Raw genomic sequence first — 23,936 nt, 5'->3', positions numbered from 1 at the left:
GGCTATGAATACCAAGTTCCTGCTTGACGAGTCCCGCATCCCGAAACAGTGGTACAACATCATTCCCGACATGCCGGGGCCGCTGGAGCCGGTGATCAACCCGGCGACGCTTAAGCCGGTCACCCCGGAGGACATGACCCCGATCTTCCCGATGTCTCTCATCGAGCAGGAGATGTCCAACCAGCGCTGGATCGACATCCCGGAAGAGGTGCGCGAGAAGTACCGGATCTGGCGCCCGTCGCCGCTGTTCCGCGCGCGCAGGCTGGAGCAGGCGCTGCAGACCCCTGCGAAGATCTACTACAAGTACGAGGGCGTTTCCCCGGCGGGCTCCCACAAGCCCAACAGCGCCATCCCGCAGGCGTGGTACAACAAGCAGGCCGGTATCCGCAGGCTGGCCACCGAGACCGGCGCCGGGCAGTGGGGGAGCTCCCTGGCCCTGGCCTGCTCCATGTTCGGCCTGGAGTGCACCATCTACATGGTGAAGGTTTCCTGCACGCAGAAACCGTACAGAAAGAGCATGATGCAGCTTTGGGGCGCCACCGTGATCCCGTCCCCGTCCGAGTTCACCAATGCCGGGCGCGGCATCCTGGCGCACGACCCGGACAACCTGGGGAGCCTGGGCATCGCCATTTCCGAGGCGGTGGAGGACGCCGCCACCCACGACGATACCAACTACGCGTTGGGGAGCGTGCTGAACCACGTCTGCCTGCACCAGACCGTGATCGGCCTGGAGGCCAAGGAGCAGATGGCGCTGGCCCAAGACTACCCGGACGTGGTCATCGCCTGCTGCGGCGGCGGTTCCAACTTCGCGGGACTCACCTTCCCGTTCCTGATGGACCGCGCCAACGGCAAGAAGGTGCGCTGCCTGGCCGTCGAGCCCGCCTCCTGTCCGACCCTCACCAAGGGGGTCTACGCCTTCGACTACGGCGACACCGCGAAGCTTGCGCCCATCACCAAGATGTACACCCTGGGGCACGACTTCATGCCGCCGGGGATCCACGCCGGCGGCCTGCGCTACCACGGCGAGTCCGCGCTCATCTCGCAGCTCTACCATGCCGGTGAGATCGAGGCCAAGTCCTACAAGCAGAACGCCTGCTTCGAGGGCGCGCTCCTCTTCGCCAGGACCGAGGGGATCGTCCCCGCGCCGGAATCCTCCCACGCCTTGCGCGCCGCCATCGACGAGGCCGTGCTTGCCAAGGAAGAGGGGAAGGAGAAGACCATTCTCTTCGGGCTTTCCGGTCACGGCCAGCTCGACATGGGCGCCTACGATGCCTATCTCTCCGGCCGGCTCGAAGACTACGAGTATCCGGAGGAATCGATCCGTCAATCACTGGAGCGGCTCCCCAAGGTGAGCCTGTAACGGAAGAGGATCCCGGGCAACTGAGGCCGGCAAGCAGAGAGGATGCTGAAGGTTTCCCCAAAAGACGTGGAACAGGTTTTCTCAGAAGTCCTCAGATTTTCTCCGTGGCCAATGGTTTTGGTTTTTGGGAAGTTGAATAATTCTAAGGGTATACGCGCATGACAAAGGTGAAGATTTGTGGCATAACATCGGAGGACGATGCTCTGATGGCCGTCGATGCCGGGGCCGACGCCCTTGGCTTCGTGTTCTTCGACAAGTCCCCCCGCTTCATCGGAGCGGCGGCCGCGCAGAAGATCATCGCCAAGCTCCCCCCCTTCATCCAGGTGGTCGGCCTTTTCGTCAATGCCGATCTCGACGTGGTCAACAGTACCGCCGACTGCTGCGGCCTCGACATCGTCCAGTTGCACGGTGAGGAAAGCCCGGAATACTGCCGCCTGGTGAACCGCAGGGTGATGAAGGCGTTCCGCGTGCGCGGGCCCGAGAGCCTGACCCCGCTCGCCGAGTACCAGGTCTCGGCCTACCTGCTCGACGCCTATTCGCCCAACGCCTACGGCGGTACCGGTGAGGTCTTCGACTGGGAGTGCGCCATTGCCGCCAAGGAAAAGGGGCGCATCGTGCTGGCCGGCGGGCTCACCCCTGACAACGTTGCGGAAGCGGTGACGCGGGTGCGCCCCTACGGGGTGGACGTCTCCAGCGGGGTAGAGTCATCCCCCGGCAGGAAGGATCCCGACAAGGTGCGCCGCTTCATCCAGTTGGCAAAGCACCCGCACCCGGTCTGATACACAAACTGATTGAGCAACAAAGACATAGCAGGTGAATGTTAAGAGTACGTACAACGGAGACGTTGAACGCAGAACCGGTTTCCAACCCAAAAAAAGGAGTGGCAATGAAGATTATCGTAACCGATGAGGTGGCTCAGGAAGGACTGGCGATTTTGCAGCGTGACCCGCGCGTGCAGATGGACATCAAGCTGGGACTGAAGAAGGAGGAGCTTTACTCGATCATTGGTGATTACGACGTTATCATCACCAGAAGCGGCACCACCGTGGACAAGCCCCTGCTTGACGCAGCGACCAACCTGAAACTCGTCGCCCGCGCCGGCGTCGGCGTCGACAACGTCGACGTGGACTACGCCTCCGCCAAGGGCGTCATCGTGGTCAACGCACCTTTCGGCAACACCAACAGCGCGGCCGAGCACGCCATGGCGCTGCTGCTTTCTTTCTGCCGCAACGTAACCAAGGCCAACGGCTCCCTCAAAGGCGGCGCCTGGAAACGCGCTCCCTTCACCGGCTACGAGCTCAAGGGGAGGACGGCCGGCGTCATCGGTCTGGGCAAGGTCGGCGGCCGCGTCGCCACCCGCCTCAAGGCCTTCGAATGCGAAGTGCTCGCCTGCGACCCGTACATCGCCGAGAAGCGCGCCCATGACCTCGGCGTGAAGCTGGTCACCCTCGACGAGATCATCAAGAACTGCGACATCATCACCGTCCACACCCCGCTCACCAGCGAGACCCACAACATGATCGGCAAGAAGGAACTGGCCGCCATGAAGGACGGTGTCATCATCATCAACGCAGCGCGCGGCGGCATCATCAACGAGGAGGCGATGCTGGAAGCCCTCGACTCCGGCCGCGTCGCCGGTGCCGCTTTCGACGTCTGGAGCCAGGAGCCGCCCGACTCCGAGACCCTCAAGAAGCTGATCGGTCACGAGAAGATGGTGGTCACCCCGCACCTGGGCGCCAACACTTTCGAGGCGCAGGTCAACGTCGCGGTCGACGTGGCCAAGGAAATCCTGCGCTACATGGACGAGCAGCCCATCGAGAACGCCATCAACATCCCCAAGTTCGACGCTTCCCTCATGGGGCAGATGCGTCCGTACCTGAACCTGGTGAACGTGCTGGCCGACTTCATCATCCAGCTGGTCGACACCAACCTGAACAAGATCACCTTCACCTACACCGGCGGCCTGGCGCAGTACGACTGCACCCCGATCACCGTCTGCGGTCTCGCTTCACTGCTGAACCGCAGGGTCGAGCAGGAAGTGAACATGGTCAACGCGCAGCTGGTGGCCGACAACATGGGCATCGTGGTCGAAGAAGTGAAGTCCACCCACTCCGAGGACTTCTCCAACCTCATCACCGTGACTATCGAGGGGCCGGGCGAGAAACGCCTGATCTCCGGCACCGTGTTCGAAGGGGTCCCCCGCATCGTCAAGCTGCGTGACTACCAGATGGACTTCCGTCCGGAAGAGCACATGCTGCTTTTGGCCTACGGCGACCGTCCGGGCATCATCGGCAAGATCGGCACCATCCTCGGCAAGCACGAGATCAACATCGCCGCCATGAACCTCGGCCGTCGCGAGAAGAAGGGCGAGGCGATGGTCATCCTCTCCCTCGACTCCGCGGTCCCTGCGGACGTGGTGGAAGAGGTGAGGGCCGCGACCGACGCGACCTTCGTGAAGCCCCTCTACCTGATCACCGCGAAGTAAGGCGAAAGGACGAGCAGTGAGAGAGGGGGGCGCTGCAGAAGGGACTGGCTCCGTCAGGTGCCTGTCCCTCTCGCGGAACGCTACTTTCAGCTCAGCCACCTTCCCAAGCACAACCGCGAAGTAAGGCGGGATAGAAAAGCAGGAACAGAAAAGGCCCCCGGCGCAAGCTCGGGGGCCTTTTTTCGTATAGGGGTGCCTTGGAGTGTAGGGGCGAATAACCATTCGCCCAGCGCCGGTGACGCCAGGACGCCGTCGCAGGTATCGGCGGCGTTGCCGGCACGCATAAGGGGGGCGAATGATTATTCGCCCCTACAGTTATTCATGCCTCATCAAGAGGTCCTTCGGTCTCCTCTGTGCCCTCTGTGGACTCCGTGTCCTCTGTGTTCCGGGGTTAGGCTAATTTTCTACCGCCGCACGCCCTCAACCTCTGGTGCGCCTCGCGCAGCGCCTTCTCGGTAGTCTCCCAGCTGATGCAACTGTCGGTGATGGAGACGCCGTAGGTGAGGTCGGCCAGGTTCTTCGGCAGCGGCTGGTTCCCTTCCTTCAGGTAGCTCTCGATCATGACACCGGAGATGGAACGGTTGCCGGCGACGATCTGGTCGACCACGCTTTTCAGCACCTCGGTCTGGCGCTCGAACTTCTTCTCCGAGTTGCCGTGGCTGCAGTCCACCATCAGGGTCGGATTGAGCCCCGCCTTGGAGAGCATCTCCTCGGACTTGGCGATGTCCTCCGGCGCATAGTTGGGCTTCTTGTTGCCGCCGCGCAGCACCATGTGCACGTCCGGGTTGCCGGTGGTCTGGATGATGGAGGTGAGGCCGTCGCGGTTGATGCCCAAAAAGCTGTGCGGATGCAGCGCGGCCTTCATGGCGTCGATGGCGATCTGCAGGTTGCCATCGGTGCCGTTTTTGAAGCCGATCGGGAAGGAGAGGCCGCTGGCCATCTCGCGGTGGGTCTGCGACTCGGTGGTCCTGGCCCCGATGGCGCCCCAGGAGAGGAGGTCGGCCAGGTACTCCGGCGTGATGGGATCGAGCATTTCGGTGGCGACCGGGAGCCCCATCTCGGTCACCTTGCACAGAAGACCGCGGGCGATGCCCAGCCCCTTGGAGATGAGGTGGGTGCCGTCCATGCCGGGATCGTTGATGAGCCCCTTCCAGCCGACGGTGGTGCGCGGCTTCTCGAAATAGACGCGCATGATCAGGAGCAGTTCCCCGGAAACTTCCTTGGCCAGGGCCGCGAGTTTCTCGGCGTACTCCAGGGCGCCCTTCGGGTCATGGATGGAGCAGGGGCCCACCACGACCATGAGGCGTTTGTCCTCGCCCCGCAGTATCTTGGCGATGGCCGCGCGGCTTTCGCTCACGCAGGTCCCGGACTGCTCGGAGATCGGGAAAACCTGCCTCAGATCGGTCGGTGCGATGATCGGGGTGATGCTTTTTACCTTGAGGTTGTTCGTCTTAATCATGGTACGCTCCCGCGCTAGCAGTTTTTAATGTGGCGTAATCTAGCGCGTTTCCGGGACGCTGTCAAAAAAAAATGCCCCGTCGGCACTGAATTTTGCCGGGAGCATATTTTTGTATGGTGCAGGTATAAAAAGCTGAACCAGCTTGGGGACTTTACCCCGTTCTGGCAGGGGGGCGCGCCTCACCATCGGCGAGCAGGGCGCTGCGGACCGAGGAGAAGGTAGTCTGGTCGGCACCGGCTCGCCGCATCTCCTGCAGCGCCCGCTCCGTGTCGCCCGGCTTCACGTCGACTCCACGTACCGCATCGGTCAGCACCGTCACCGCAAACCCTTCCTTGAGCGCTTCCAGCACGGTCTCCTTCACGCAGTAATCCGTCGCCAGTCCCCCGACGTAGAGCCGGTCCAGCTCCATGCGGCGCAGCAGCATGGCGAAGGGGGTGCCGTTTTCCGTGGTCCCCTGCATGGCCGAGTAGCCGTTGTCCCAGCTGGACATCCCCTTGGAGATGACGATGGTCCCTTTCGGCAGTCTCAGGCCGGGGTGGAAGTCGGCGCCCGGCGAGCCCTGGACGCAGTGCGGGGGCCAGATGCCGCCCTGTTCCTTGAAGTGTTTGCTGTGCTCCGGGTGCCAGTCCCGGGACGCGAAGACCGGCACACTCCTCATGTTGAAGAGTTCGAGGTAGAGGTTGAGCACCGGCACCACCTGGTCACCGTTGGACACGGGGAGGGCGCCTCCGGGACAGAAATCGAGCTGTACGTCGATCACGAGCAGGGCGGCTCTGCGTTGCATCGCGTACCTCCTTTGCCGTTTCGTCGGCGCAGCTGCCGACCGGCTCTAGATGCGGTATTTGCTCTGGATTCGGGTCATCAGTTTCAGGCGCAGCGTGTTGACCCCGGCGCTGATTGATACCTTGTAGATATGCGGGTTGACCAGGCGCAGGCATCCTTCCGGCAGCAGTTGCAGCTGTGCCGAGGCGAGGTCGGCGCTGCTCTCCAGGTCCGGCGTGGGGAGGCACCTGCGGCCGTTTTCCATCACCATGCGACGCAGATCGACCAGTCGCGCCTGCTCCGGGATCCGGACGTGCCGTACCGGGTTGGCTGGATCGAAGACCACTGTGCCGGGCAGCACTTCCTCGTCCTGCAACGCGATCAGGTCCAGGATGAAGGAGCCGTCCGGGGCAATGGCACGCAGCACCTTCTTCCGGTCCGGAAGGGTGGCCTTGGCCACGTCGCTGGTGAGCTTCAGTTTGGCTTCGCCGTTCATGGACACCAGCTTGTACACTCCGCCCAGGGCGCCGCCTCCCTCGCCGGCGCAGGTGGCCAGGCGGGTGCCGACCCCGTAGATGTCGATCCTGCTTCCTTCCCGGCGCATGGATTCGATCACGTGCTCGTCCAGTTCGTTGGAGGCGACGATCTTCACCCCCGGGAAACCGGCCTCGTCGAAGGCGGCGCGGACCTGGCGGGAGAGGTAGGCAAGGTCGCCCGAGTCGATGCGGACGCCGGCCAAGTCATGGCCGCGCTCCTTCAGCTCGCGCGCCACGATCAGCGCATTGGGGAGGCCGCTCTGCAAGGTGTCGTAGGTGTCGATCAGGAGGACGCAGCTGTCCGGGAACTCCTTGGCGTAGGTCCGAAAAGCGGTCAGTTCGTCCGGGAAGGCCATGATCCAGCTGTGGGCATGGGTGCCGCGCACCGGGATGCCGTAGCGCATCCCCGCCAGCACGTTGCTGGTGGAGCGCACGCCGCCGATGAAGGCGGCCCGGGCTCCGGAAAGCCCGCCGTCGGGACCCTGGGCGCGGCGCAGTCCGAATTCCAGCACGGTGGCAGCGCCGGCTGCGATCTTGATGCGCGCCGCCTTGGTTGCCGCCAGGGTCTGGAAGTTGATGATGTTCAACAGTGCCGTCTCGACGAACTGCGCCTCGGCGAGGCCACCCTCCACGGTGAGCAGCGGTTCTCCGCCGAACACGACTGTCCCCTCGGGCGGCGCGGTTACCTTGCCTGTAAAGCGGAACTCGGAGAGGTAATTGAGAAAGGCGGGTTTGAAGATCTTCAGGCTGTCGAGGTAGGCGAGCTCGTCGCTTTTGAAGGAGAGCTCTTCCAGGAAGGAGAGGGCGGTATCGAGCCCGGCAAAGACCGCGTAGCCGCCGCGAAACGGGTTGTGGCGAAAGAAAAGATCGAAGGCGGCCGGCCGCTGGTGCATTCCCTGGTCATGGTATCCCGCCAGCATGGTCAGTTCGTAAAGGTCGGTCAGCAGTGCCGAGTACGTCATGGTGTCCCCCCGTTCAATTACCAGCACCCTGAATTATCGCATGATGCAGTTTTTCCGCCAGTTCGGGGTCCACAATTTTCAGGGTAAGGTACTCTCCCTGGGCCTTTTCTGTCTCATTGAGCAGCAGATGTGTCAGTCCCAGCTTGTACAGTGCATTGGCATTGCCCGGCCACAGCTTCAGCAATGAACTGTAGGCTTCGGCAGCTTCCTGGTAGCGGTCGGCCCTGAAACAGACTTCTGCCAGGTTGGAATAGGCCAGTGCCAGGGTATTGTCCAACAACAGGGAGTTCTTGAGAGAGTCTATGGCCCGCTGGTAGTCTCCGATCAGTGCCTGCGATGTGCCCAGGTTGAGCCAGGCCAGCGCGTTGCTGGGGGCCAAGGCGACGCTCCTGGCGAAGGCCTCGGTGGCCTCACGGTAGTTCCCTTCGCTGTTCAGTTCCACACCGGCCTGGAACCAGTCGTCGGCCTCCAGGTATTCCTCCTGTTCGATATGGATGGTCGGAGGGGTGGGGATCAGCGCCCCCGTGGCCATTCCCGTGAACAGAAGCAGCGCAATGCAGGTGCCCGCACGATATTTCATGCCTTTACCTCCGCCCAAAAGCAAAACGATAGCACATTAAATTTCATTTACAAAAATGTCGGAGGCAGATCGGGAGAGGGGGCGCGGCAGAAGGGACAGGCTCCGCAGGTGCCTGTCCCTTTAGCGGAACGCTCCGTTCGGCTCAGCAAACTTTAGGAACGCTCAGTTCAGCTACAAAAACACTAAGGGGACAGGCACCTGACGGAGCCAGTCCCCACCCTCGGGTGTTTTTTGCTGACATGGCGACGGGGTTTCTGCTAGAAAAGGAGGGCTGCAGCGCCTGCTGCGGTAGAACTACGCGGTAAAGGGGTCTCTACATGCAACCATTATTGATCGTCGGGTGTGGCGCCGTCGGCCGCCGGGTAGCGGCACTGGCGCTCGCGCAGGGACAGAGCGTTTGCACCTTCAACAGGGGCGAGGCCCCGCTTTCCGGGGTTCAGCACCATAGCGGCAACCTCGACGAGCCGGATACGCTGCGGGGGCTCCCCACCCGCGGCGCCGGGGTGATCTACCTCGCTCCGCCACCGGGCGGCGGCCACGAAGATACCAGGATGCGCAGCTTCCTCGGCAGCATCGCCGCCGGGGACGAGCCCGCCAAGGTGGTCTACATCAGCACCAGCGGCGTCTACGGCGGAGGGAGCAGTGTCGTCACCGAGGAGACCGAGCCCGACCCGCAGACCGCGCGCGGCAAGAGACGCCTGCACGCGGAGCGCCTGCTGCAGGCCTGGGGGCGCGAGCGCGGGGTCGCCGTGGTCGTGCTGAGGGTCACTGCCATCTATGCGGCCGACCGCCTCCCGGTCACCCAGCTCACCACCGGCCAGCCGGTGCTCCTGGAGGAGGAATGCCTCCCCAGCAACAGGATCCACGCCGACGACCTGTCCCGCATCTGCCTGGCGGCCCTGGAACGCGGCCGGGACGGCGCAGTCTTCAACGTGAGCGACGGCGCCCCCAGTACCATGACCGCCTACTTCAACGCGGCTGCCGACAAACTCGGGCTTCCCCGGCCCAGGCAGGTGACCATGGCCGAGGCGCGCCAGCTCATGACCCCGCTCATGATCTCCTACTTCTCCGAGGGGCGCATCGTCGACAGCAGCAAGATGCTGAAGGAACTGGGCATCACCTTGCTCTACCCCAACCTGGAGGCCGGCCTGAAGGAGTGACACCGGTCCACCCGTAGGGGCGAATAATCATTCGCCCGCCTTTGCCTCCCCGCGTTTTCTTGACAATACCCTGCTCTGCATTAGTGTTTTCCCATTCCAAAAAACGCGATGGGGAGGTGCACAGATGCTGGAAAAGGAAAGCGACCTGCTGAAACGGGAGGACCGGCGCGAGGCGGATCGACGCCCCCAGACGGGGCGCCGCGCTGACCAGGATGACCGGCAACTCTCTGCGCTGGCGCAGATGGACCGGCTGTTCGACGAGGTATTCAAGAGGCCCTTTTTCCACCACTTGTCACAAAGGATGTCGGGTGAGGAGATGGAGGAGTTGAACCCGCCCATCGACATCTACCAGGAAGGAGACTCCGTGGTGGTGAAGGCCGAGATCCCGGGGCTCAAAAGGGAAGACCTCGACGTGCAACTCTCCGCGGACAACATCACCATCTCCGGGCAAAAGAGCAAGGAGCAGCGCATCGACGACAAGGACTACTACCGCATGGAGCGCTCCTACGGCTCGTTCATCAAGACCTGCCGGCTCCCGGTGGCCATCCTCACCGACACCGCCAAGGCTACATTCAGGGACGGCATCCTCGAGGTGCGGGCGCTTAAGAAAACAGAGATGATCAAGGACCACTTCAGGAAGCTGCAGGTCGAATGATAGCGGCGCCGGAAGCGCTGTAGGAGGGGAAGGGCGTGGCGCTGGCTGCGCCTTTTTTATTGGTGTGATTGGTCTGCCTAAAAAATGAGCAAAACGCTATCATTAGCGATTGCCACGTCGGTTTTTTCGTTTTGAAGGGGCGTTACCCACAGAGTTTTCCACAGTTCTTGTGGAAGATCGCTTGCATCATTTATCCCAACAATATAGGTAGTTAGATAATGTCTTACCGTCTTGCGCTCAACCGGTTGCGGGGGGCTTCGCGGCATGGGGGTAACTACCGCAACTGGCCGCGAATTGGGTGCTTTATGAGAAACGTCCCCTGCCGGACTTTTACGGACACTAAAAAAGGCCCATGGGTTCCATGGGCCTTTTCCCTGCATTGGCGTTAGAGCGGGGCACTTTCTTCCAATCCGTCGGTAAAGCTTCGCGGCCGGGTGCTGCGCGGTCGGTGCCTCCTCGCAGCGCGTACCGGTCGGCTTCCCTTTTTCAAGCGCAGCCGCCTGGCGGATGAGATAAGTCGCTTTCAGCGTTGTCCCGACTAACGCCAATTTTTTTTGCTCCGGAATACCGCCACGAGGAAGATTGGATTACTGACCTGTGTCGCAACATACCCCGGTGAGACGCTTCAGGCTTCCCTCTGCCTTGTTGAGGGCTTGCTCACCACGACTGAAACCAGGGACATCTTGATAATAAAGGTAGTCAGGGACCCAAACGGATGCGCAACGAGTATTCCAGAGCCGCTCGCATTGACATGCTAAAGCTTGACCCAAGTCTAGCAACCGCGCTATGAGTGTCAAGGCTGACATGAAATTAATTTCATCTGATGCAACGTATTGAAAAATAGTATCTTTATGCATTTTGCTTGGCGCTCAAAGCGGCTGTCATTTCGCACCTTTCGGCTCGTTGAGTCAGATCGGTTACCGCCCTGTCAGACCACTTTTTCTCATTGTTGGTATGACAGTTGCCTTTCGTTTTGTTTGGGTGGCAAGGGGGGAGGTGCAACGAAGATTGCAGCGGCGAGGTGCGCATCGGTTGCCTGATAGTGTGACGGGTGTCACACCGGTAAGACTGTTAGAGTGACAGGACGTGTACCGAGCAGGAGATACAGGGATCGTAGCAGCGGATCAGGCGCTCCACTGCGGTCGTCATGCGGCTGGTCTCTTCGCCCTCCATGCCGCGGGCCAGGGCGAGCAGGTCGCGGGCCAGGGCCCCCTGGTTCAGCGCGGTGGGGGTGATGACGTCGGCCGCGCTGCAGATCCCTTGCGGGTCGAAGCTATAGCTGTGGATCAGGGTGCCGCGCGGCGCCTCGCAGGCGGCACAACCTGTCGCGGCACGCGGGGCAATGGGCGCCGCGTCCGCCCGCCGGGTACCAAGCTCCATGAGCCGTTCCACCAGGCGCAGTGCCCTTTCGGTGGCGTGGCACATCTCTATCGCCTGGGCCAGGTTGTTGCCCCGCATGTCCCTGCCGACCAGTTCATGCCTGTGGTCGGCGAAAAGCTTCGCGGCGAGCGGCTCCAGGTCGGGCCCCTGGTTGAGCCGGGCCTGGGCTCCGACGGTGGCTTCTTTGCCGTGCACCTTCGACAGCTTGGCGTGGGAGTACTCGAGCACGGTCTCCTCGATGTGCTCCCGGTAGTCCCGCAGCGGAAACGCCGGGTCGTCGCCCATGCGGCACAGTTGCGCCTGCAGCGGGCGGTCGCTGGGGTGCAGGGCGAGAAAATCGGGGGCGGGAAGTTCGGGGAAGGGGAACGGGGTGCTGAAGAGGCGATGCGCCTCCTGCGCCGCCGGGAGCACCTTCTGAAGCTCATCCCTGAGCAGCGTCAGTTCCTTCCTGTTCAGGCAACGGCCGAGCCCCCCAAGGCAGATGTTGACCGGGTGGATGAGCCTCCCCCCGGCGGTTTCCAGGACCAGGTTGCCGGCCTTCTTGATCGCCAGTCCGGTCTTGAGCAGTTCCGGGGCGACCCGCGCCAGTTCGGCCACACCCCGCACACCCAACAGGTCCGGCAGCACCAGGCAGTACAGGTGCAGCGCGTGGTCCTGGACCATGCCCGCCTGCAGCATGAGGTCGCGGGTGAGGGAGGTCACCTCGGAGACCTCGACGCCGAAAGCGTTCTCCACGGCCAGAAGCGCGGTCACCTTGTGCACCGTGGAACAGAGCGCGCAGATGCGGCAGATGATCTCCGGCACCTCGGCAAAACTCTTCCCGACCAGGAGCGCCTCGAAGAGGCGGGGCGAATCGACGAACTGCAGTTCGACCCGCTCGACCCGGCATCCCTCCCGGTAGATGCGGACCCTGCCGTGACCTTCCAGCCTGGTGAGAGGCGCTATTTCAACGACGCTGCCCATAGTCCCACTCCGGTTTGAAACGGCTCATCCTGCGTTCGATCTCGTCCCTGCCGAAGCCTCGCTCCAGCAACAGCTCCAGCTCCTGGGCCACGTTGGCCTCGCGTACCGGTCCCCGGCACCCCTCGCAGACGATTCCTGTGGCGGGGCAGCGCGCGTTGCATCCTCCCTGCACCACCGGCCCCAGGCAAAGCTCCTTTTTCTCCAGTAGCAGGCATAGGTTCTCCCGGCTGCGGCACTCGGTGCAGACCGGGTAGGAGCGGGGCGGTGGGAGGGTGCCGGCGGCGAGCGCTGCCACCAGTTCCGCGATCTCCTGCTTTTCCGGCGGACACCCGGTGACAGCGGCGTCCACGCTGACGTAGTTGGCCAACGGGGCGGGGGCAAAGCTCTCCGGCAGCTTCTCTGCTGCGCCGAATACCGTGTGCAGCAGATCCTGCCTGCAACTGGTCCTGTTGTTCATGGCGGCGACGCCGCCAAAGAGCGCGCAGGTCCCGTAGGCGACCAGGTGCGTGCTGGCGTTTCTGAGTTGGAACAGGAGTTCCAGGTCTTTCGGGGTGGAAACGGCTCCTTCCACGATGGCGGCGTCGAACTTCACCTCCAGCGTGTTGCCGCTTTCGGCGAGCGGGAAGTAGACCAGTTCGCAGCGCGCCAGCAGGTCCGGGAGTTGGTCCTCGCAGTTCAACAGGGTGAGCTGGCAGCCGGAACAGGCCGTGAGGCCGGTTATGGCGATTTTCATCGGTCTCATAGCGCCTCCGGAATGCCTTTCAGATCGCTGGCCCGGAACACGGGCCCGTCCACGCAGCACAGTTTCTGTCCGATTGCGCAGTGGCAGCAGCGGCCCACGCCGCAGCGCATCCTGCGTTCCAGGCTGAGCAGGATCCGCTGCGCCGCGACCCCGGCGCGTTCGAGGTCGGCGACCAGGCAACGGTACAGAGGGGGCGGACCGCACACGGCGGCATAGGTGTTGGCGGCATCGAAGCGGAAACCCTTCAGGAGGTCGGGCAACAGACCGATGGCGCAGGAATAGCCGCCTTCCAGCTGCTCCGGTGCGAAATCGACGGTGAGGTAGAGCCGCATGCCACCGGCGGCGGCGAGGGCGGCCAACTCCTCGCGGAACAGCATGAGCCCGGGCTGCTTGGCGCCGTACATGAGGGTGATGTCGCCGTAACGCTCCCTCTGCCGCAAAAGGTGCATGAGCAGCGAACGCAGGGGGGCGATCCCCAGCCCTCCGGCAAGGAGCAGGACCGGCCGGCCGGCCATGTCGTCGAGGGGGAAGCCGCAGCCGAAGGGGCCGCGTAGTCCCAGTTGGGCCCCCGGTTCGAGCTTGTGCAGCAGTTCGGTGACGTGTCCCACGCGGCGCACGCACAACTCCACCGTTCCCTGGGCAGCGGGGAGGTCCGCTGGCGAAATCGGGATCTCGCCGCCCCCGGGGACCGAGAGCTGCACGAACTGCCCGGGAACGAAGGAGGAAAGTTCGGTCAACGCGTCCGCTTCGGGCGCGATGCGGAACAGGGAGGTGTCCTCGGAGAGGTCGCGACGCTCGACCAGGTACGCGGAATAGGGGAGGTGAGGCGAGTGGTGGGGCTGTTTCATGGCTGCACCCGTTTCGGCGCGACGGTGAGTTCGCGCAGGTCGATATCCACCGGGCAGACCGCCTTGCAACGGCCGCAGCCGACGCAGGAACTGGTCCCCTGCAGCGGGGTGAAACCGCAGTACTTGTGCAGGAAGCGGTAACGCAGCCTGTCCAGCCGGTCCGGGCGGAAGTTCGCCCCCGCCACCTCGCCGTGAGTGGCGAACAGGCAGTTGTCCCACTCCCTGATGCGCGTGCCTCCCCCGGCAAGCCCCGGGTACTCGCGCACGTCAAAGCAGTAACAGGTTGGGCAGCAGACCGAGCAGGCCCCGCAGGAGACGCAGGTGGAGGCGAACTTCTGCCAAAGCGGGTGGTCGGAAAAGCGAAGGTCCGGGTCCTGGGGGGGGAAGCAGGGGCCGGAGCAGGTCGCTGCCGGCAGGGGGGCTCCTTCCTCGAGCAGGTGCTCCGCCGCGGCGAGCAGGGCGCGTCCCCTGGTGCTGTAACAGCTGAGATGGAAGCCTTCTGCCGAGGCGCCCAGGAAGAGATCGCAGGCGGTGGATGTCATTTCTTCCGGGCAAAAGCAGTAGTCGTCCGGAACACAGGAGATGCCCACCAGCGTCAGGCGGGCCCTGCGCGCGGAATATCCCGGATCAACGGGGTCGGACAGGAAAACCCGGTCCAGGTAGGCGATACCTTCCAGGTCGCAGCTGTGGACGCCGAACAGGACCATGTCGCCGGCTCCGGAGTTCCCTTCACGGTACTTGCCGCCGGCGCACTGGAGGATCTCTTCCCTGAAGGGGAGCAGGTATTTCTTGGGGGGAATCTGGGTGCGGCGGTAGTCAAGGTTCAGATCGGCGGGGTCGTCCAGGGGCGCGAACCCGTGCACCCCGCTCTCGGAGATGGTCGGTGCGTGCAGTTCTCCGAAGAGGCGCAGCGTCTCCAGGAACTGGTCCAGCCGTGAGGTTTTCAGGAAGTTCTTCGCCACGGTACCTCCTTGCACAAGTGACAATTCTACCGGGGGAGCTGATGATGGCAAGGCATTACCGCGGGATTCACTGACAGGCCAATTGACTGTTTTAGAGCATTGTAACCATGTCCATCTTTGACTTCACACCTTTGAGGTGTTACAGAATGAGGCATGCCTTCAGACTTCATCGATTATCACTGCCATTTGCTCCCCGCGCTCGATGACGGAGCCGTCGACTTGAGAGAGTCGCTCCACATGGCGCGCACGCTCTCAAGCTTCGGTTTCGGTACGGTGCACTGTACGCCGCACCTGATCCGCGGCGGCTATGAGAATGATCCGGCCCGTGTTGTTCGCGCCGTACAGTTCATGCAGCGGCGGCTCGATGACGAAGGCATTTCCCTGCGCCTGGTTCCGGGGAACGAGCATTACCTGGACCAGTACCTGCCGGAGATGCTCCACGGTGCGCTTCGAGCCGGCGACACCCGCTACCTGCTGGTCGAGGTTCCCTTCCATGCCGGTCCCGAGCTGCTGCGTCCCATGGTGCAGACCTTCGCCGGCCACGGTCTCGCCCCGCTCATCGCCCATCCGGAACGCTGCAACGCCTTCGATCCTGCCCGGGCGACTGGGGTGCTGCGCGGCGCGCTTTCCCAGGTGCTGGGCAAGGAAAGCGAACCGCAACTGGAGGAGTCGGAGGTCGTGGCGCTCAAGCGGCTGGGCTGCCGCTTCCAGGGCAACCTGGGCAGCTTCGCCGGATACTACGGCTACGAGGTTCGCGAGCGCGCCCTGCTGTTTCTCCGGCACGGCCTGTACTCCTGCGTCGGCAGCGACGGGCACCGCAGCGAAAAGCTGTGGGAGATGCTGGTGGGCGGCTATTCGGTTATCGAATCCCTCCTGGGCGAAGAGCGTGCCCGTGAGCTGCTGCGCGGCACCCTCCTGGCCAACGGCGCCTGACCTTCATCCGATTCTCCTCCAGGCTCTCCCCTCCAATTGTGCAGCAGCTCCTTCTTCTCGCTAAAGTTGCGGCCGCGTCTGCCGATACTCGTTGGGTTGCATCAACGATCATCATTATCAGAGGTGTGCAATGAGGCAATCCTCCATCTCCCGCTTCAGCATTTTGCAGCAGATCGTCTTCCTCGCGCTTGTTTGCGTGGTAGGGCTCAGCTTCGTTTCCGTCACCGCATACTCCATCATCAACCGGGTCAAGGTCAACGGGCCGATCTACAACGAACTGGTGCAGGGAAAGGACTTGGTCGCCGACATCCTCCCGCCGCCGGAATACATCATCGAATCGTACCTGGTGGTGCTCCAGGCCGCGCGGGAGACCGATCAGGCCAAGGTCCGGGCGTTGCAGGACTCCTTCAAGAAGCTCAAGGGAGAGTACAATGAGCGCCATGCCTACTGGGGCAAGAAACTCAAGGATGGAGAGGAAAAACGGCTCATTTCCGAGACCTCGTACCGCCCCGCGGCACAGTTCTACCAGGTCGCGCAGAGCGAGTTCTTCCCGGCGCTGCTCTCCGGCGACCAGGCCAAGGCAGGCCAGGCGGTCGCAACACTGACCGGGCTGTATGAACAGCACCGCATCAGCATCGACAAGCTGGTCCAACTGGCCAACGCCAATGGAACAGCGCTGGAGAAGAGTGCGGGTGGCGAGCTAAGCCGCTCCACCGCGTTACTCGTTGCGCTTTGCCTCGCCGTCACCGTGGGCTGCCTCCTCCTGAGCGCGTTCATCATCAGGAATATTCACAACACCTTCCTTGCCTGCACCACGGTGATGGACCGCATCGCAGGGGGCGACCTCTCCGTCGACGTCACGGTGGAAGGGGGCGGCAGTGTCAGAAGCATGATGATCAGCCTGAAGACCATGGTGGAAAGGTTCAGCGAGGTGATGCGGCAGTTGCAAACCACGTCCTCAACGCTGGTCGACGCTGCCGACCAGCTCTCGGTCACCTCGGAGCAGATAGCCGGCAACGCAGGCCACGCCGCCAACGAATCGGTCACCATGGCCACCGCGAGCGAAGAGATGGCGGCCACCTCGCACGAGATCTCACGCAACTGCCAGCATGCTGCCGAAAACTCGCGTTGCACCAGCGGCATCGCCGAGACCGGCGTTACCGTGGTCGCCGGCACTATCACGGTGATGGAGCAGATCGCAGAGCGGGTCAAGGGGCTGTCCGGGACCGTCGAACAGTTGGGGCAGCGCAGCGACCAGATCGGTCAGATCATCGGCACCATCGAGGACATCGCCGACCAGACCAACCTGCTGGCCTTGAACGCTGCCATCGAGGCTGCCCGCGCCGGCGAACAGGGGCGCGGTTTTGCCGTCGTCGCCGACGAGGTGAGGGCGCTTGCCGAGCGGACCACCCGGGCCACCCGCGAGATCGGCGACATGATCAATACCATGCAGCAGGAAACCCGCGGAGTGGTGGTCGCCATGGAAGAAGGAGTGCGCGAGGTGGAGGCCGGCACCAGCGAGGCGACCAAGTCGAGCGCGGCGCTGCGGGAGATCCTCGACCAGGTCAACATCGTTGCCGGCGAGATCGTGCAGATCGCCCAGGCCGCCGAGGAGCAGACCGCAACCACCGGGATGATCAGCGGCAACATAAGGCAGATCACCGACCTGGTGCAGAGCACCGCCGAAGGTTCTCACAACTGTGCCGGCCAGGCCTCCCAGCTCACCGTCTGCGTCAAGGACCTGGAGCGGATCATGAGCCAGTTCAAGGTCGCGTGCTAACGGACAGCATGCCCTGACAGAAAAAGAGAAAGGCGGCCGGAAAGACGGCCGCCTGTCAAGCACTGCAACTTTTGCGATGCAATCGCTACGGCGGTGCTGTACGTTCCCTCGCGTCCCCCCTTTTGCCACTCTCTCTGCCTGAGTCCGCCTCCATTTGCCCTAAAAATCAGCACCGACCGCCCACCCCGGCCGCTACCCCATGCCACCCCCAGCCCCAACAACCGCGCCAGCTCAACCACTTGCGCCGTTTACCGCATCTGGAACAAAACCTGCTACCGGTACGGCATCACAGCGAGGTGAGCCATGCCGGTTCTGAGCAGTCCCGATATCGATGCCATCGTCCTCTCCCTCAAGGTCGCCCTCACCGCGACCCTGCTCAGCCTGCCGTTTGGTTTCCTCTACGCGTACCTGATGACCTTCTTCAAGTTCAGGGCGAAGGTGCTCCTGGAAGTCCTGGTCAACCTTCCGCTCACGCTGCCTCCCGTGGTCATGGGCTACCTGCTCCTGGTCGCCTTGGGGAAGAACGGCCCGCTTGCCCCCTTGCTGGAGCCCCTCGGGGTGCGACTTATCTTCACCTGGAAGGCTGCCGTGCTCGCCTCCGCGCTGGTCGGCTTTCCCCTGCTGGTGCGCTCGATCCGTCTGGCCATGGAATCCATCGACGGCCGCCTGGTGCAGGCTGCGCGCACGCTGGGCGCGGGCTCCGTGGACACGCTGCTGACCGTGATCCTCCCGTTGTCCCGGACCGGCATCGTGGCCGGTTCCTCGCTGATGTTCGCGCGCAGCATGGGGGAGTTCGGGGCGACCATCATCGTCGCCGGCAACATCCCGGGGATTACCCGCACCATCCCGCTCGCCATCTACGACTATGCCGGCTCACCCGGCGGCGAACAGGCCGCCCTGCTGCTGTGCGCCGTCGCCGTCGCCCTTTCGGTTCTGGTACTGCTGGTGCACGAAAGCCTTACCAGGAAGCTCACCAGGAGACAGTGACATGGAACTGAGCATGGCGGTTGCCAAGAATTTCGGTGGCGCATTCGACCTGAGGACGGACTTTACGGTGACGGGTGAGCAGGTCGGCGTATTCGGCGTCTCCGGGAGCGGCAAATCCACCCTGGTCGGGCTTCTCGCCGGCCTCATCGAGCCGGACCACGGGGAGATCGTCCTCGACGGCGACTGCCTGTTCAGCAGCGGGCGTGGCATCAACGTCCCGCCGCAGGAGCGCCGGGTCGCCATCGTGTTCCAGGACAGCTGCCTGTTCCCGCATCTCAGCGTGGAGTCCAACCTGCTCTTCGGCTACCGGCGCTGTCCGACCCGGCACCGGCAGATCGACGTCAAGGCGCTGGTGTCGGTGCTCAAGCTGGACGGCCTGCTCGACCGCGGCGTCAACCGGCTCTCGGGAGGGGAGAAGCAGAGGGTCGCCCTGGGGCGGGCCATTCTCTCCAACCCGCGCCTGCTGCTCATGGACGAGTCCCTGTCGGCACTCGACGACGCCCTCAAGCTGCAGATCATCCACTACTTGAAACGCGCCAGCGAAAAGTTCCGGATTCCCTATTTATTTATCTCTCATTCGCTGCTGGAAATACGGCTCTTGACCGACCAGGTGCTGACCATGGGAGGGGGGAGGGTGCTCGGCCAGACCACGCCGGAACAACTGGCCCGCGAGCGGATGGGGCAGAGCCAGGTGGGGTACATCAACCTGTTGCAGGTGGAGAAACTGCGCAAGATGGGAGGGCTGTACGTCTACCGCTGGGGAATGGAGGAACTCTTCGTCTCTGCCGGTGACGACGGGCCCATGGCGGTGTTCGAGCTTTCCTCCCGGGACATCATCCTGTTCACCAGGCATCCCGAGGCGGTCAGCGCCCGCAATCTCCTCAAGTGCACCGTGATGGACACCTTTCCCTCGGGAAACAAGGTGGGGGTGGAGCTGCGTTGCGGCCACGAGACGCTGATCGCGGAGGTAGTGGTGCAGGCGGCCGACGACCTGGCCATCCAGGCACGTCACGAAGTGTACGCCGTGATCAAGGCCTCGTCCTTCCGCCGCCTGAGCTGAAGGCAACTGGCGGCTAGAGGATCCAGCCGCCGCCGACCACCGTGTCCCCGTCGTAGAGCACCACGGCCTGTCCCGGGGTGACCCCCGCCTGCGGGGTGTCGAACTCGACCCGCAGCCTGCCGTCCGGGCACAGTTCGGCGCGGCACGGCACCGGCTGCTGCCGGTAGCGGATGCTGCAGGTGCCGTGGAAGGTACCGGTGATGGGAAGGTCGGTCCAGGTGAGTTGGTCGGCGCAGAGGCTGCTGCGGTGCAGATCCTCTTTCGAGCCCACCACAACCCGTGCGTTGGCGGTATCGAGGCCGGTGACGTAGAGCGGTTCCTTCCAGGCGATGCCCAGGCCGCGCCGCTGCCCCACGGTGTAGCGGTGGATGCCGTCGTGGCGCCCGAGCACCTTGCCGTCGCGATCCACGATCTCGCCCGGCCGCGGCGTCACGCCTGCTTCTTCCAGGAAGCGGACGTAGTCGTTATCGGGGATGAAGCAGATCTCCTGGCTTTCCTGTTTTTGCGCCACGGGGAGGTTGAAGTGCGCGGCGAGTTGCCGCACCTCGGGCTTTTCCAGGTGCCCGACCGGAAAGATGGTGCGGGCGAGCTGCTGCTGGTTCATGCCGAACAGGAAGTAGGTCTGGTCCTTGCGGGGATCGAGCCCCTTGCGCAGCCGGTAGATTCCGGAGGCGTCCGGCTCGATACGGGCGTAGTGCCCGGTGGCGAGGAGGTCCGCGTCGAAGGAGGCGGTCATCTCCAGGAGCAGGCCGAACTTGATCCTCTCGTTGCAGCGGGCGCAGGGGTTCGGTGTTCTGCCGGCCTTGTATTCCGCCACGAAATCGTCGATCACCAGTTCCTTGAAGCGTTGGCGCAGGTCCACCACCTGGAAGGGGATCCCGAGCCGTTTGGCGACGCGTGCCGCGTCCATCACGTCGGTGAGGGAGCAGCAGGTTTTCCCGCCCGAAGGCGTCTGTTCCGGGCGCTCGTACAGTTGGAGCGACACGCCCATCACGTCGTGCCCCTGTTCCTTAAGAAGAGCGGCGGTCACCGATGAATCGACGCCGCCACTCATTGCCACTACTACGCGTTTTTTATCTGACATTTATTCTTTTCCGTTGAGTGGCTTCGTTGCCGTTGGAGAGGGCGGGGCGTGCCGGAAGGGACTGGCTCCGTTTGGTGCCAGTCCCTCTAGCGGAACGCTCTTTTCAGTTCTAAACCAGCTTCGCGAACACCAAGGGGACAGGCACCTGGCGGAGCCAGTCCCCCTCCTGCCGGCGGGCAGGGGGGATTGATCTCGTTCCCAAGGTCCACCTTGGGAACGCAAAGCCTCGAAGTTCCAACTTCCCTCGGATGCAAAGCTGGAGCTTTGCGCCATATTGGGTTCCCAAGCTGGAGCTTGGGAACCAGGAAAACACCAAGGGGACAGGCACCTGGCGGAGCCAGTCCCCCTCCTGCCGGCGGGCAGGGGGGATTTGCCTTTACTCCGCGCCTTTCTCCAGCGTGAGCACGTAGTACCCGTCCCGCTCCTGCAGTCCGAGCAGCTTGTGCCCTTCATCCTTGAGGCTCCTGGGGACGTTCTTGACCGGCTCGCCGTCGTCGAGCAGGAACTCGACCGTGGTGCCCACCTCGATGTCCTCCAGTTTCAGCTTGGCCATGACGAAGTTGGTGGGGCAGGTAACGCCCCTGAGATCTATGCTTTGCATGCTGTTTCCTCGCTTTCTGCTTTTAAGCCTGCTGGCCGGGCAACGGCAGCTGGCTCTGGATCACTTGCGGCGCGATGGTTTCCTGGACCACGTATTCCGGGAACTCGCTGCGCAGGCGCTCCAGCAGCGACTGCCACCCCTCGCGGATGATGATGTCCCCGAGGCGCACGCGCCCGGCTCCCTCGGCCTTCTCCTGGTACCAGCCCAGTACTGCCGCGATGAAGTCCACCACGCGCTCTTCCGGGACGAAGGTAGCGTAGAGGGTCCCCACCAGCGGGCGACGCCCCCACTTCCCGCCGATCCTTACCGTGTACCCTTTCTTCTCGGCGCTCCAGGCGCCGGTCGGGCAGACCTTGATGCAGTCGCCGCAGTAGATGCACTTGGCCGCATCGAAAACCGGCTTGTTGTCCGCGCCCATGGAGAGCGCCCCCTCGGCGCAGGACTTGGCGCACAGCCCGCAGCTGATGCAGCCGTCGCTGTCGAGCTTGGGCCACACGGCGCCCTGGAAGCCGACGTCGTTGGTTGCCGACTTGGGACAGTCGAAGGGGCAGCCGGCGAAGCCGACCTTGAACTTGTGATGGCCGGTGGCGGTCCCGAACAGCTTCTGGTCCACCTCGAGAGCGGACTTCTGCGTGCCGACCAGCCCGTTGGGGTTGTATTCGCAGCCGCCGCAGGCGGTCGGGACGCGCACGCGGGCGCCGCAGGAGGCGACCTTCTGCTGCTCCTCGCCCAATTCCGCCACCACGGCGTCGAAGTCGGCGAAGTTGATGTTGATCAGTTCGATGGACTGGCGCACCGACAGGTGCACGTATCCTTTGCCGTACTTCTGTGCCACCGCCGCGATTTTGGACAGGCGGTCCACGCTCATCCTGCCGCCGGGCACGCGCAGGCGCACCGTGAACAGGTCCTTGCCGCGTTCCTTGATGAAGCCGCCGGCCTTCAGGTTTTTCAGATCGATCTTCGGTTCTGCCACAGTTCTCTCCTTAAAAAACAAACCTTTATTCACAGGGATAAAGGGGATAAAAGGGATAAAACCGAACACCTCAAGAGCTTTTTGGTTAACCCAAGCCCTTTTGCCGTTATCCCCTTCATCCCCTTCATCCCTGTTGAAAGATTTAAGGTTTAAAGGTTTTACCCAAAGCCTTTTGCCGTTATCCCCTTTATCCCTTTTATCCCTGTTAAATGGTTTCGATGTCCACCGCTTCGACCACGCCCGCCGCTATCCGGAACGCCTTCGCCACCGGCTCTTCCCGGTTCTCCAGCGACACGATCAGGTGGCACACGTTCGGGGTCAGGGCGAGACGGATGTCCTCCTGCGAGGGGCGGGCGGGGGACTCCGGGTGGGAGTGGTAGATCACCAGCATCTCTTCGTCCGCGGCGCGCATCGCCTTCACCGCGGCGAACTGCTCCTTGGGGTCCATCATGAAGTGCTCGTTGCTCGCGTCCGTGTTGGTCATCGGGTAGCGGCTCGCCACGCGGTTGCCCGCCCCCCCCATCAGGCCGCACACCTCCAGCGGGAACCCTTGCTGCGCCTGCTCGATCACCGCGTCCAGTATCTCCCTCGGGATCTCCAGCATCTCAGTGCCCCAGGTCGCAGACGGTCAGGGCGTCCAGCTCGTCCTTCAGTTCGGTGATGGTCGGGTGGTCGCCGCAGATCGGGCACTTCGGGTTCTTCCGGATCGGTACCTCGCGGAAGCGCATGCGCAGCGCACTGTAGGTAAGGAGCCGCCCGTGCAGCAGGTCGCCGGCGCCCAGCAGGTACTTGATCGCCTCGGTGGCCTGCAGCGTTCCGATGACGCCGGGGAGCACGCCGATCACGCCGGCCCGCGAGCAGGTCGGGATGACGTCCTTCGGGGGCGGTTCCGGGAAGACGCAGCGGTAGCAGGGGGACTCGCCCGGGGACACGGTGAAGGTCTGCCCGTCGAACTGCAGGATGCCGCCGTGCGAGTAGGGCTTGCCGGCCAGCACGCAGGCGTCGTTGATCAGGAACTTGGCCGCGAAGTTGTCGGTGCCGTCGATGATGAAGTCGTAGTCGGCGATCATCGGCAGGATGTTGTCGGCGTTGACCCAGGTCTCGTAGGTGACCACGTTCAGCTCCGGATTGATGGCGAGCATCTTTTCCTTTGCCGAAAGCACCTTGGCCTTGCCCACGTCGGGGGTGCTGTGGATGATCTGGCGCTGCAGGTTGGAGAGATCGACCTGGTCGGCGTCCGCGATGCCGATGGTGCCTACCCCGGCGGCCGCGAGATAGAGGGCGATGGGGGAGCCAAGGCCGCCGGCGCCGATCACCAGCACCTTGCCGTTCATCAGCTTCAGCTGCCCTTTGCCGCCGACTTCCTTGAGAAGGATGTGCCGCGAATAGCGGTTAATCTGCTCTTCGGTGAGCTTCACTATCTACCTCCGCCCATGAAATAGAGAAATTCGACGGTGTCGCCGTCCTTGACCGTGGTTCCCTCGAAGTCGCCGCGGTCCATGATGTCGCCGTTCAGTTCCACGGTGACGTACTCGCGCTGCTCGACGTTGAGGGCCTCCAGCAGGTAGGTAAGGGAGACCGGTGTCTCCTCGGCGATGGTGGCGGGTTTGCCGTTCACAGTCAGATTCATTAGATGCGCTCCTCGTTTAGTAGCATAGATGATT

At 63.2% G+C, this 23,936-nt stretch carries 23 protein-coding genes and 1 other RNA gene; 9 read left to right on the top strand and 15 right to left on the bottom strand.

The window, feature by feature from the left end:
- Positions 1 to 4: 4 nt before the first annotated feature.
- The 3 genes from H7687_RS10380 (at position 5) to serA (ending at position 3,845) form a co-directional block, all read left to right on the top strand.
- Positions 5 to 1,360, top strand: a complete 1,356-nt coding sequence (locus H7687_RS10380; protein WP_183347001.1) for a TrpB-like pyridoxal phosphate-dependent enzyme — start codon at positions 5 to 7, stop codon at positions 1,358 to 1,360.
- A gap of 158 nt (positions 1,361 to 1,518) precedes the next feature.
- A complete protein-coding gene (locus tag H7687_RS10375) occupies positions 1,519 to 2,139 on the top strand; it encodes a phosphoribosylanthranilate isomerase (RefSeq protein ID WP_183347000.1) in 621 nt (206 codons plus the stop codon).
- A 107-nt stretch (positions 2,140 to 2,246) separates the two neighbouring features.
- Positions 2,247 to 3,845 (top strand): phosphoglycerate dehydrogenase, encoded by a 1,599-nt coding sequence (serA, locus tag H7687_RS10370; RefSeq protein ID WP_183346999.1) that lies wholly within the window; start codon positions 2,247 to 2,249, stop codon positions 3,843 to 3,845.
- Positions 3,846 to 4,236: 391 nt separating this feature from the next.
- On the opposite strand, the gene H7687_RS10365 is transcribed toward serA, so the two are convergent.
- From H7687_RS10365 to H7687_RS10350, 4 genes are all read right to left on the bottom strand, one after another.
- Positions 4,237 to 5,304, bottom strand: coding sequence for a 3-deoxy-7-phosphoheptulonate synthase (locus tag H7687_RS10365; protein WP_183346998.1), 1,068 nt, complete (start codon positions 5,302 to 5,304; stop codon positions 4,237 to 4,239).
- A 151-nt stretch (positions 5,305 to 5,455) separates the two neighbouring features.
- Positions 5,456 to 6,088 (bottom strand): nicotinamidase, encoded by a 633-nt coding sequence (locus H7687_RS10360; protein ID WP_183346997.1) that lies wholly within the window; start codon positions 6,086 to 6,088, stop codon positions 5,456 to 5,458.
- Between the two features lie 45 nt (positions 6,089 to 6,133).
- Positions 6,134 to 7,564, bottom strand: coding sequence for a nicotinate phosphoribosyltransferase (locus H7687_RS10355; protein WP_183346996.1), 1,431 nt, complete (start codon positions 7,562 to 7,564; stop codon positions 6,134 to 6,136).
- A gap of 13 nt (positions 7,565 to 7,577) precedes the next feature.
- Positions 7,578 to 8,144 (bottom strand): tetratricopeptide repeat protein, encoded by a 567-nt coding sequence (locus tag H7687_RS10350; RefSeq protein ID WP_183346995.1) that lies wholly within the window; start codon positions 8,142 to 8,144, stop codon positions 7,578 to 7,580.
- Between the two features lie 317 nt (positions 8,145 to 8,461).
- Between H7687_RS10350 and H7687_RS10345 the strand changes: the two genes are divergently transcribed.
- Together H7687_RS10345 and H7687_RS10340 are read left to right on the top strand one after the other, a co-directional pair.
- A complete protein-coding gene (locus H7687_RS10345) occupies positions 8,462 to 9,304 on the top strand; it encodes an NAD-dependent epimerase/dehydratase family protein (RefSeq protein ID WP_183346994.1) in 843 nt (280 codons plus the stop codon).
- A gap of 124 nt (positions 9,305 to 9,428) precedes the next feature.
- The gene (locus tag H7687_RS10340) at positions 9,429 to 9,959 is read left to right on the top strand and encodes an Hsp20/alpha crystallin family protein (protein ID WP_183346993.1); all 531 of its coding nucleotides are present in this window, start codon (positions 9,429 to 9,431) and stop codon (positions 9,957 to 9,959) included.
- A 552-nt stretch (positions 9,960 to 10,511) separates the two neighbouring features.
- On the opposite strand, the gene ssrS is transcribed toward H7687_RS10340, so the two are convergent.
- The 5 genes from ssrS to H7687_RS10315 form a co-directional block, all read right to left on the bottom strand.
- A non-coding RNA gene (gene ssrS, locus H7687_RS10335) (6S RNA) lies at positions 10,512 to 10,700 on the bottom strand.
- Positions 10,701 to 11,030: 330 nt separating this feature from the next.
- Positions 11,031 to 12,302 (bottom strand): Ni/Fe hydrogenase subunit alpha, encoded by a 1,272-nt coding sequence (locus H7687_RS10330; protein WP_183346992.1) that lies wholly within the window; start codon positions 12,300 to 12,302, stop codon positions 11,031 to 11,033.
- A complete protein-coding gene (locus H7687_RS10325; protein WP_183346991.1) occupies positions 12,286 to 13,044 on the bottom strand; it encodes an NADH-quinone oxidoreductase subunit B family protein in 759 nt (252 codons plus the stop codon). The genes H7687_RS10330 and H7687_RS10325 overlap by 17 nt, the downstream gene beginning before the upstream one ends.
- Positions 13,041 to 13,892: an FAD/NAD(P)-binding protein gene (locus tag H7687_RS10320; protein ID WP_183346990.1), complete on the bottom strand. Its 852-nt coding sequence runs from the start codon at positions 13,890 to 13,892 to the stop codon at positions 13,041 to 13,043. The genes H7687_RS10325 and H7687_RS10320 overlap by 4 nt, the downstream gene beginning before the upstream one ends.
- Positions 13,889 to 14,854, bottom strand: coding sequence for a 4Fe-4S dicluster domain-containing protein (locus tag H7687_RS10315; RefSeq protein ID WP_183346989.1), 966 nt, complete (start codon positions 14,852 to 14,854; stop codon positions 13,889 to 13,891). The genes H7687_RS10320 and H7687_RS10315 overlap by 4 nt, the downstream gene beginning before the upstream one ends.
- Before the next feature lie 153 nt (positions 14,855 to 15,007).
- Here H7687_RS10315 and H7687_RS10310 point away from each other — a divergent pair, with 153 nt between their 5' ends.
- The 4 genes from H7687_RS10310 (at position 15,008) to modC (ending at position 19,614) form a co-directional block, all read left to right on the top strand.
- Positions 15,008 to 15,787: a tyrosine-protein phosphatase gene (locus H7687_RS10310; RefSeq protein WP_183346988.1), complete on the top strand. Its 780-nt coding sequence runs from the start codon at positions 15,008 to 15,010 to the stop codon at positions 15,785 to 15,787.
- A gap of 130 nt (positions 15,788 to 15,917) precedes the next feature.
- On the top strand, positions 15,918 to 17,567 hold the full coding sequence (locus H7687_RS10305; protein ID WP_183346987.1) for a HAMP domain-containing methyl-accepting chemotaxis protein: 1,650 nt from the start codon (positions 15,918 to 15,920) through the stop codon (positions 17,565 to 17,567).
- Positions 17,568 to 17,870: 303 nt separating this feature from the next.
- Positions 17,871 to 18,554 carry a molybdate ABC transporter permease subunit gene (modB, locus tag H7687_RS10300; RefSeq protein WP_183346986.1) on the top strand — a complete coding sequence of 228 codons (684 nt, stop codon included), beginning with the start codon at positions 17,871 to 17,873 and terminating at the stop codon, positions 18,552 to 18,554.
- Position 18,555: 1 nt separating this feature from the next.
- Entirely contained in the window at positions 18,556 to 19,614 is a 1,059-nt protein-coding gene (modC, locus tag H7687_RS10295; RefSeq protein WP_183346985.1) for a molybdenum ABC transporter ATP-binding protein, read from the top strand.
- A 13-nt stretch (positions 19,615 to 19,627) separates the two neighbouring features.
- Here modC and mnmA read toward each other — a convergent pair whose 3' ends face one another.
- The 6 genes from mnmA to thiS form a co-directional block, all read right to left on the bottom strand.
- Positions 19,628 to 20,698, bottom strand: coding sequence for a tRNA 2-thiouridine(34) synthase MnmA (gene mnmA, locus H7687_RS10290; protein WP_183346984.1), 1,071 nt, complete (start codon positions 20,696 to 20,698; stop codon positions 19,628 to 19,630).
- A 376-nt stretch (positions 20,699 to 21,074) separates the two neighbouring features.
- Positions 21,075 to 21,299, bottom strand: coding sequence for a sulfurtransferase TusA family protein (locus H7687_RS10285; protein WP_183346983.1), 225 nt, complete (start codon positions 21,297 to 21,299; stop codon positions 21,075 to 21,077).
- A gap of 22 nt (positions 21,300 to 21,321) precedes the next feature.
- Positions 21,322 to 22,272 carry a ferredoxin-like domain-containing protein gene (locus H7687_RS10280; protein WP_183346982.1) on the bottom strand — a complete coding sequence of 317 codons (951 nt, stop codon included), beginning with the start codon at positions 22,270 to 22,272 and terminating at the stop codon, positions 21,322 to 21,324.
- 205 nt (positions 22,273 to 22,477) lie between these two features.
- A complete protein-coding gene (locus H7687_RS10275; RefSeq protein ID WP_183346981.1) occupies positions 22,478 to 22,876 on the bottom strand; it encodes a M67 family metallopeptidase in 399 nt (132 codons plus the stop codon).
- Between the two features lies 1 nt (position 22,877).
- Positions 22,878 to 23,690 carry a HesA/MoeB/ThiF family protein gene (locus H7687_RS10270; RefSeq protein ID WP_183346980.1) on the bottom strand — a complete coding sequence of 271 codons (813 nt, stop codon included), beginning with the start codon at positions 23,688 to 23,690 and terminating at the stop codon, positions 22,878 to 22,880.
- Positions 23,690 to 23,902 (bottom strand): sulfur carrier protein ThiS, encoded by a 213-nt coding sequence (gene thiS, locus H7687_RS10265; RefSeq protein ID WP_183346979.1) that lies wholly within the window; start codon positions 23,900 to 23,902, stop codon positions 23,690 to 23,692. The genes H7687_RS10270 and thiS overlap by 1 nt, the downstream gene beginning before the upstream one ends.
- Positions 23,903 to 23,936: the final 34 nt, after the last annotated feature.

Origin of the sequence: Geomonas paludis, assembly GCF_014193585.1 — a bacterium.
Taxonomy (GTDB): domain Bacteria; phylum Desulfobacterota; class Desulfuromonadia; order Geobacterales; family Geobacteraceae; genus Geomonas; species Geomonas paludis.
This window is presented reverse-complemented; position numbering and strand designations above follow the sequence as displayed.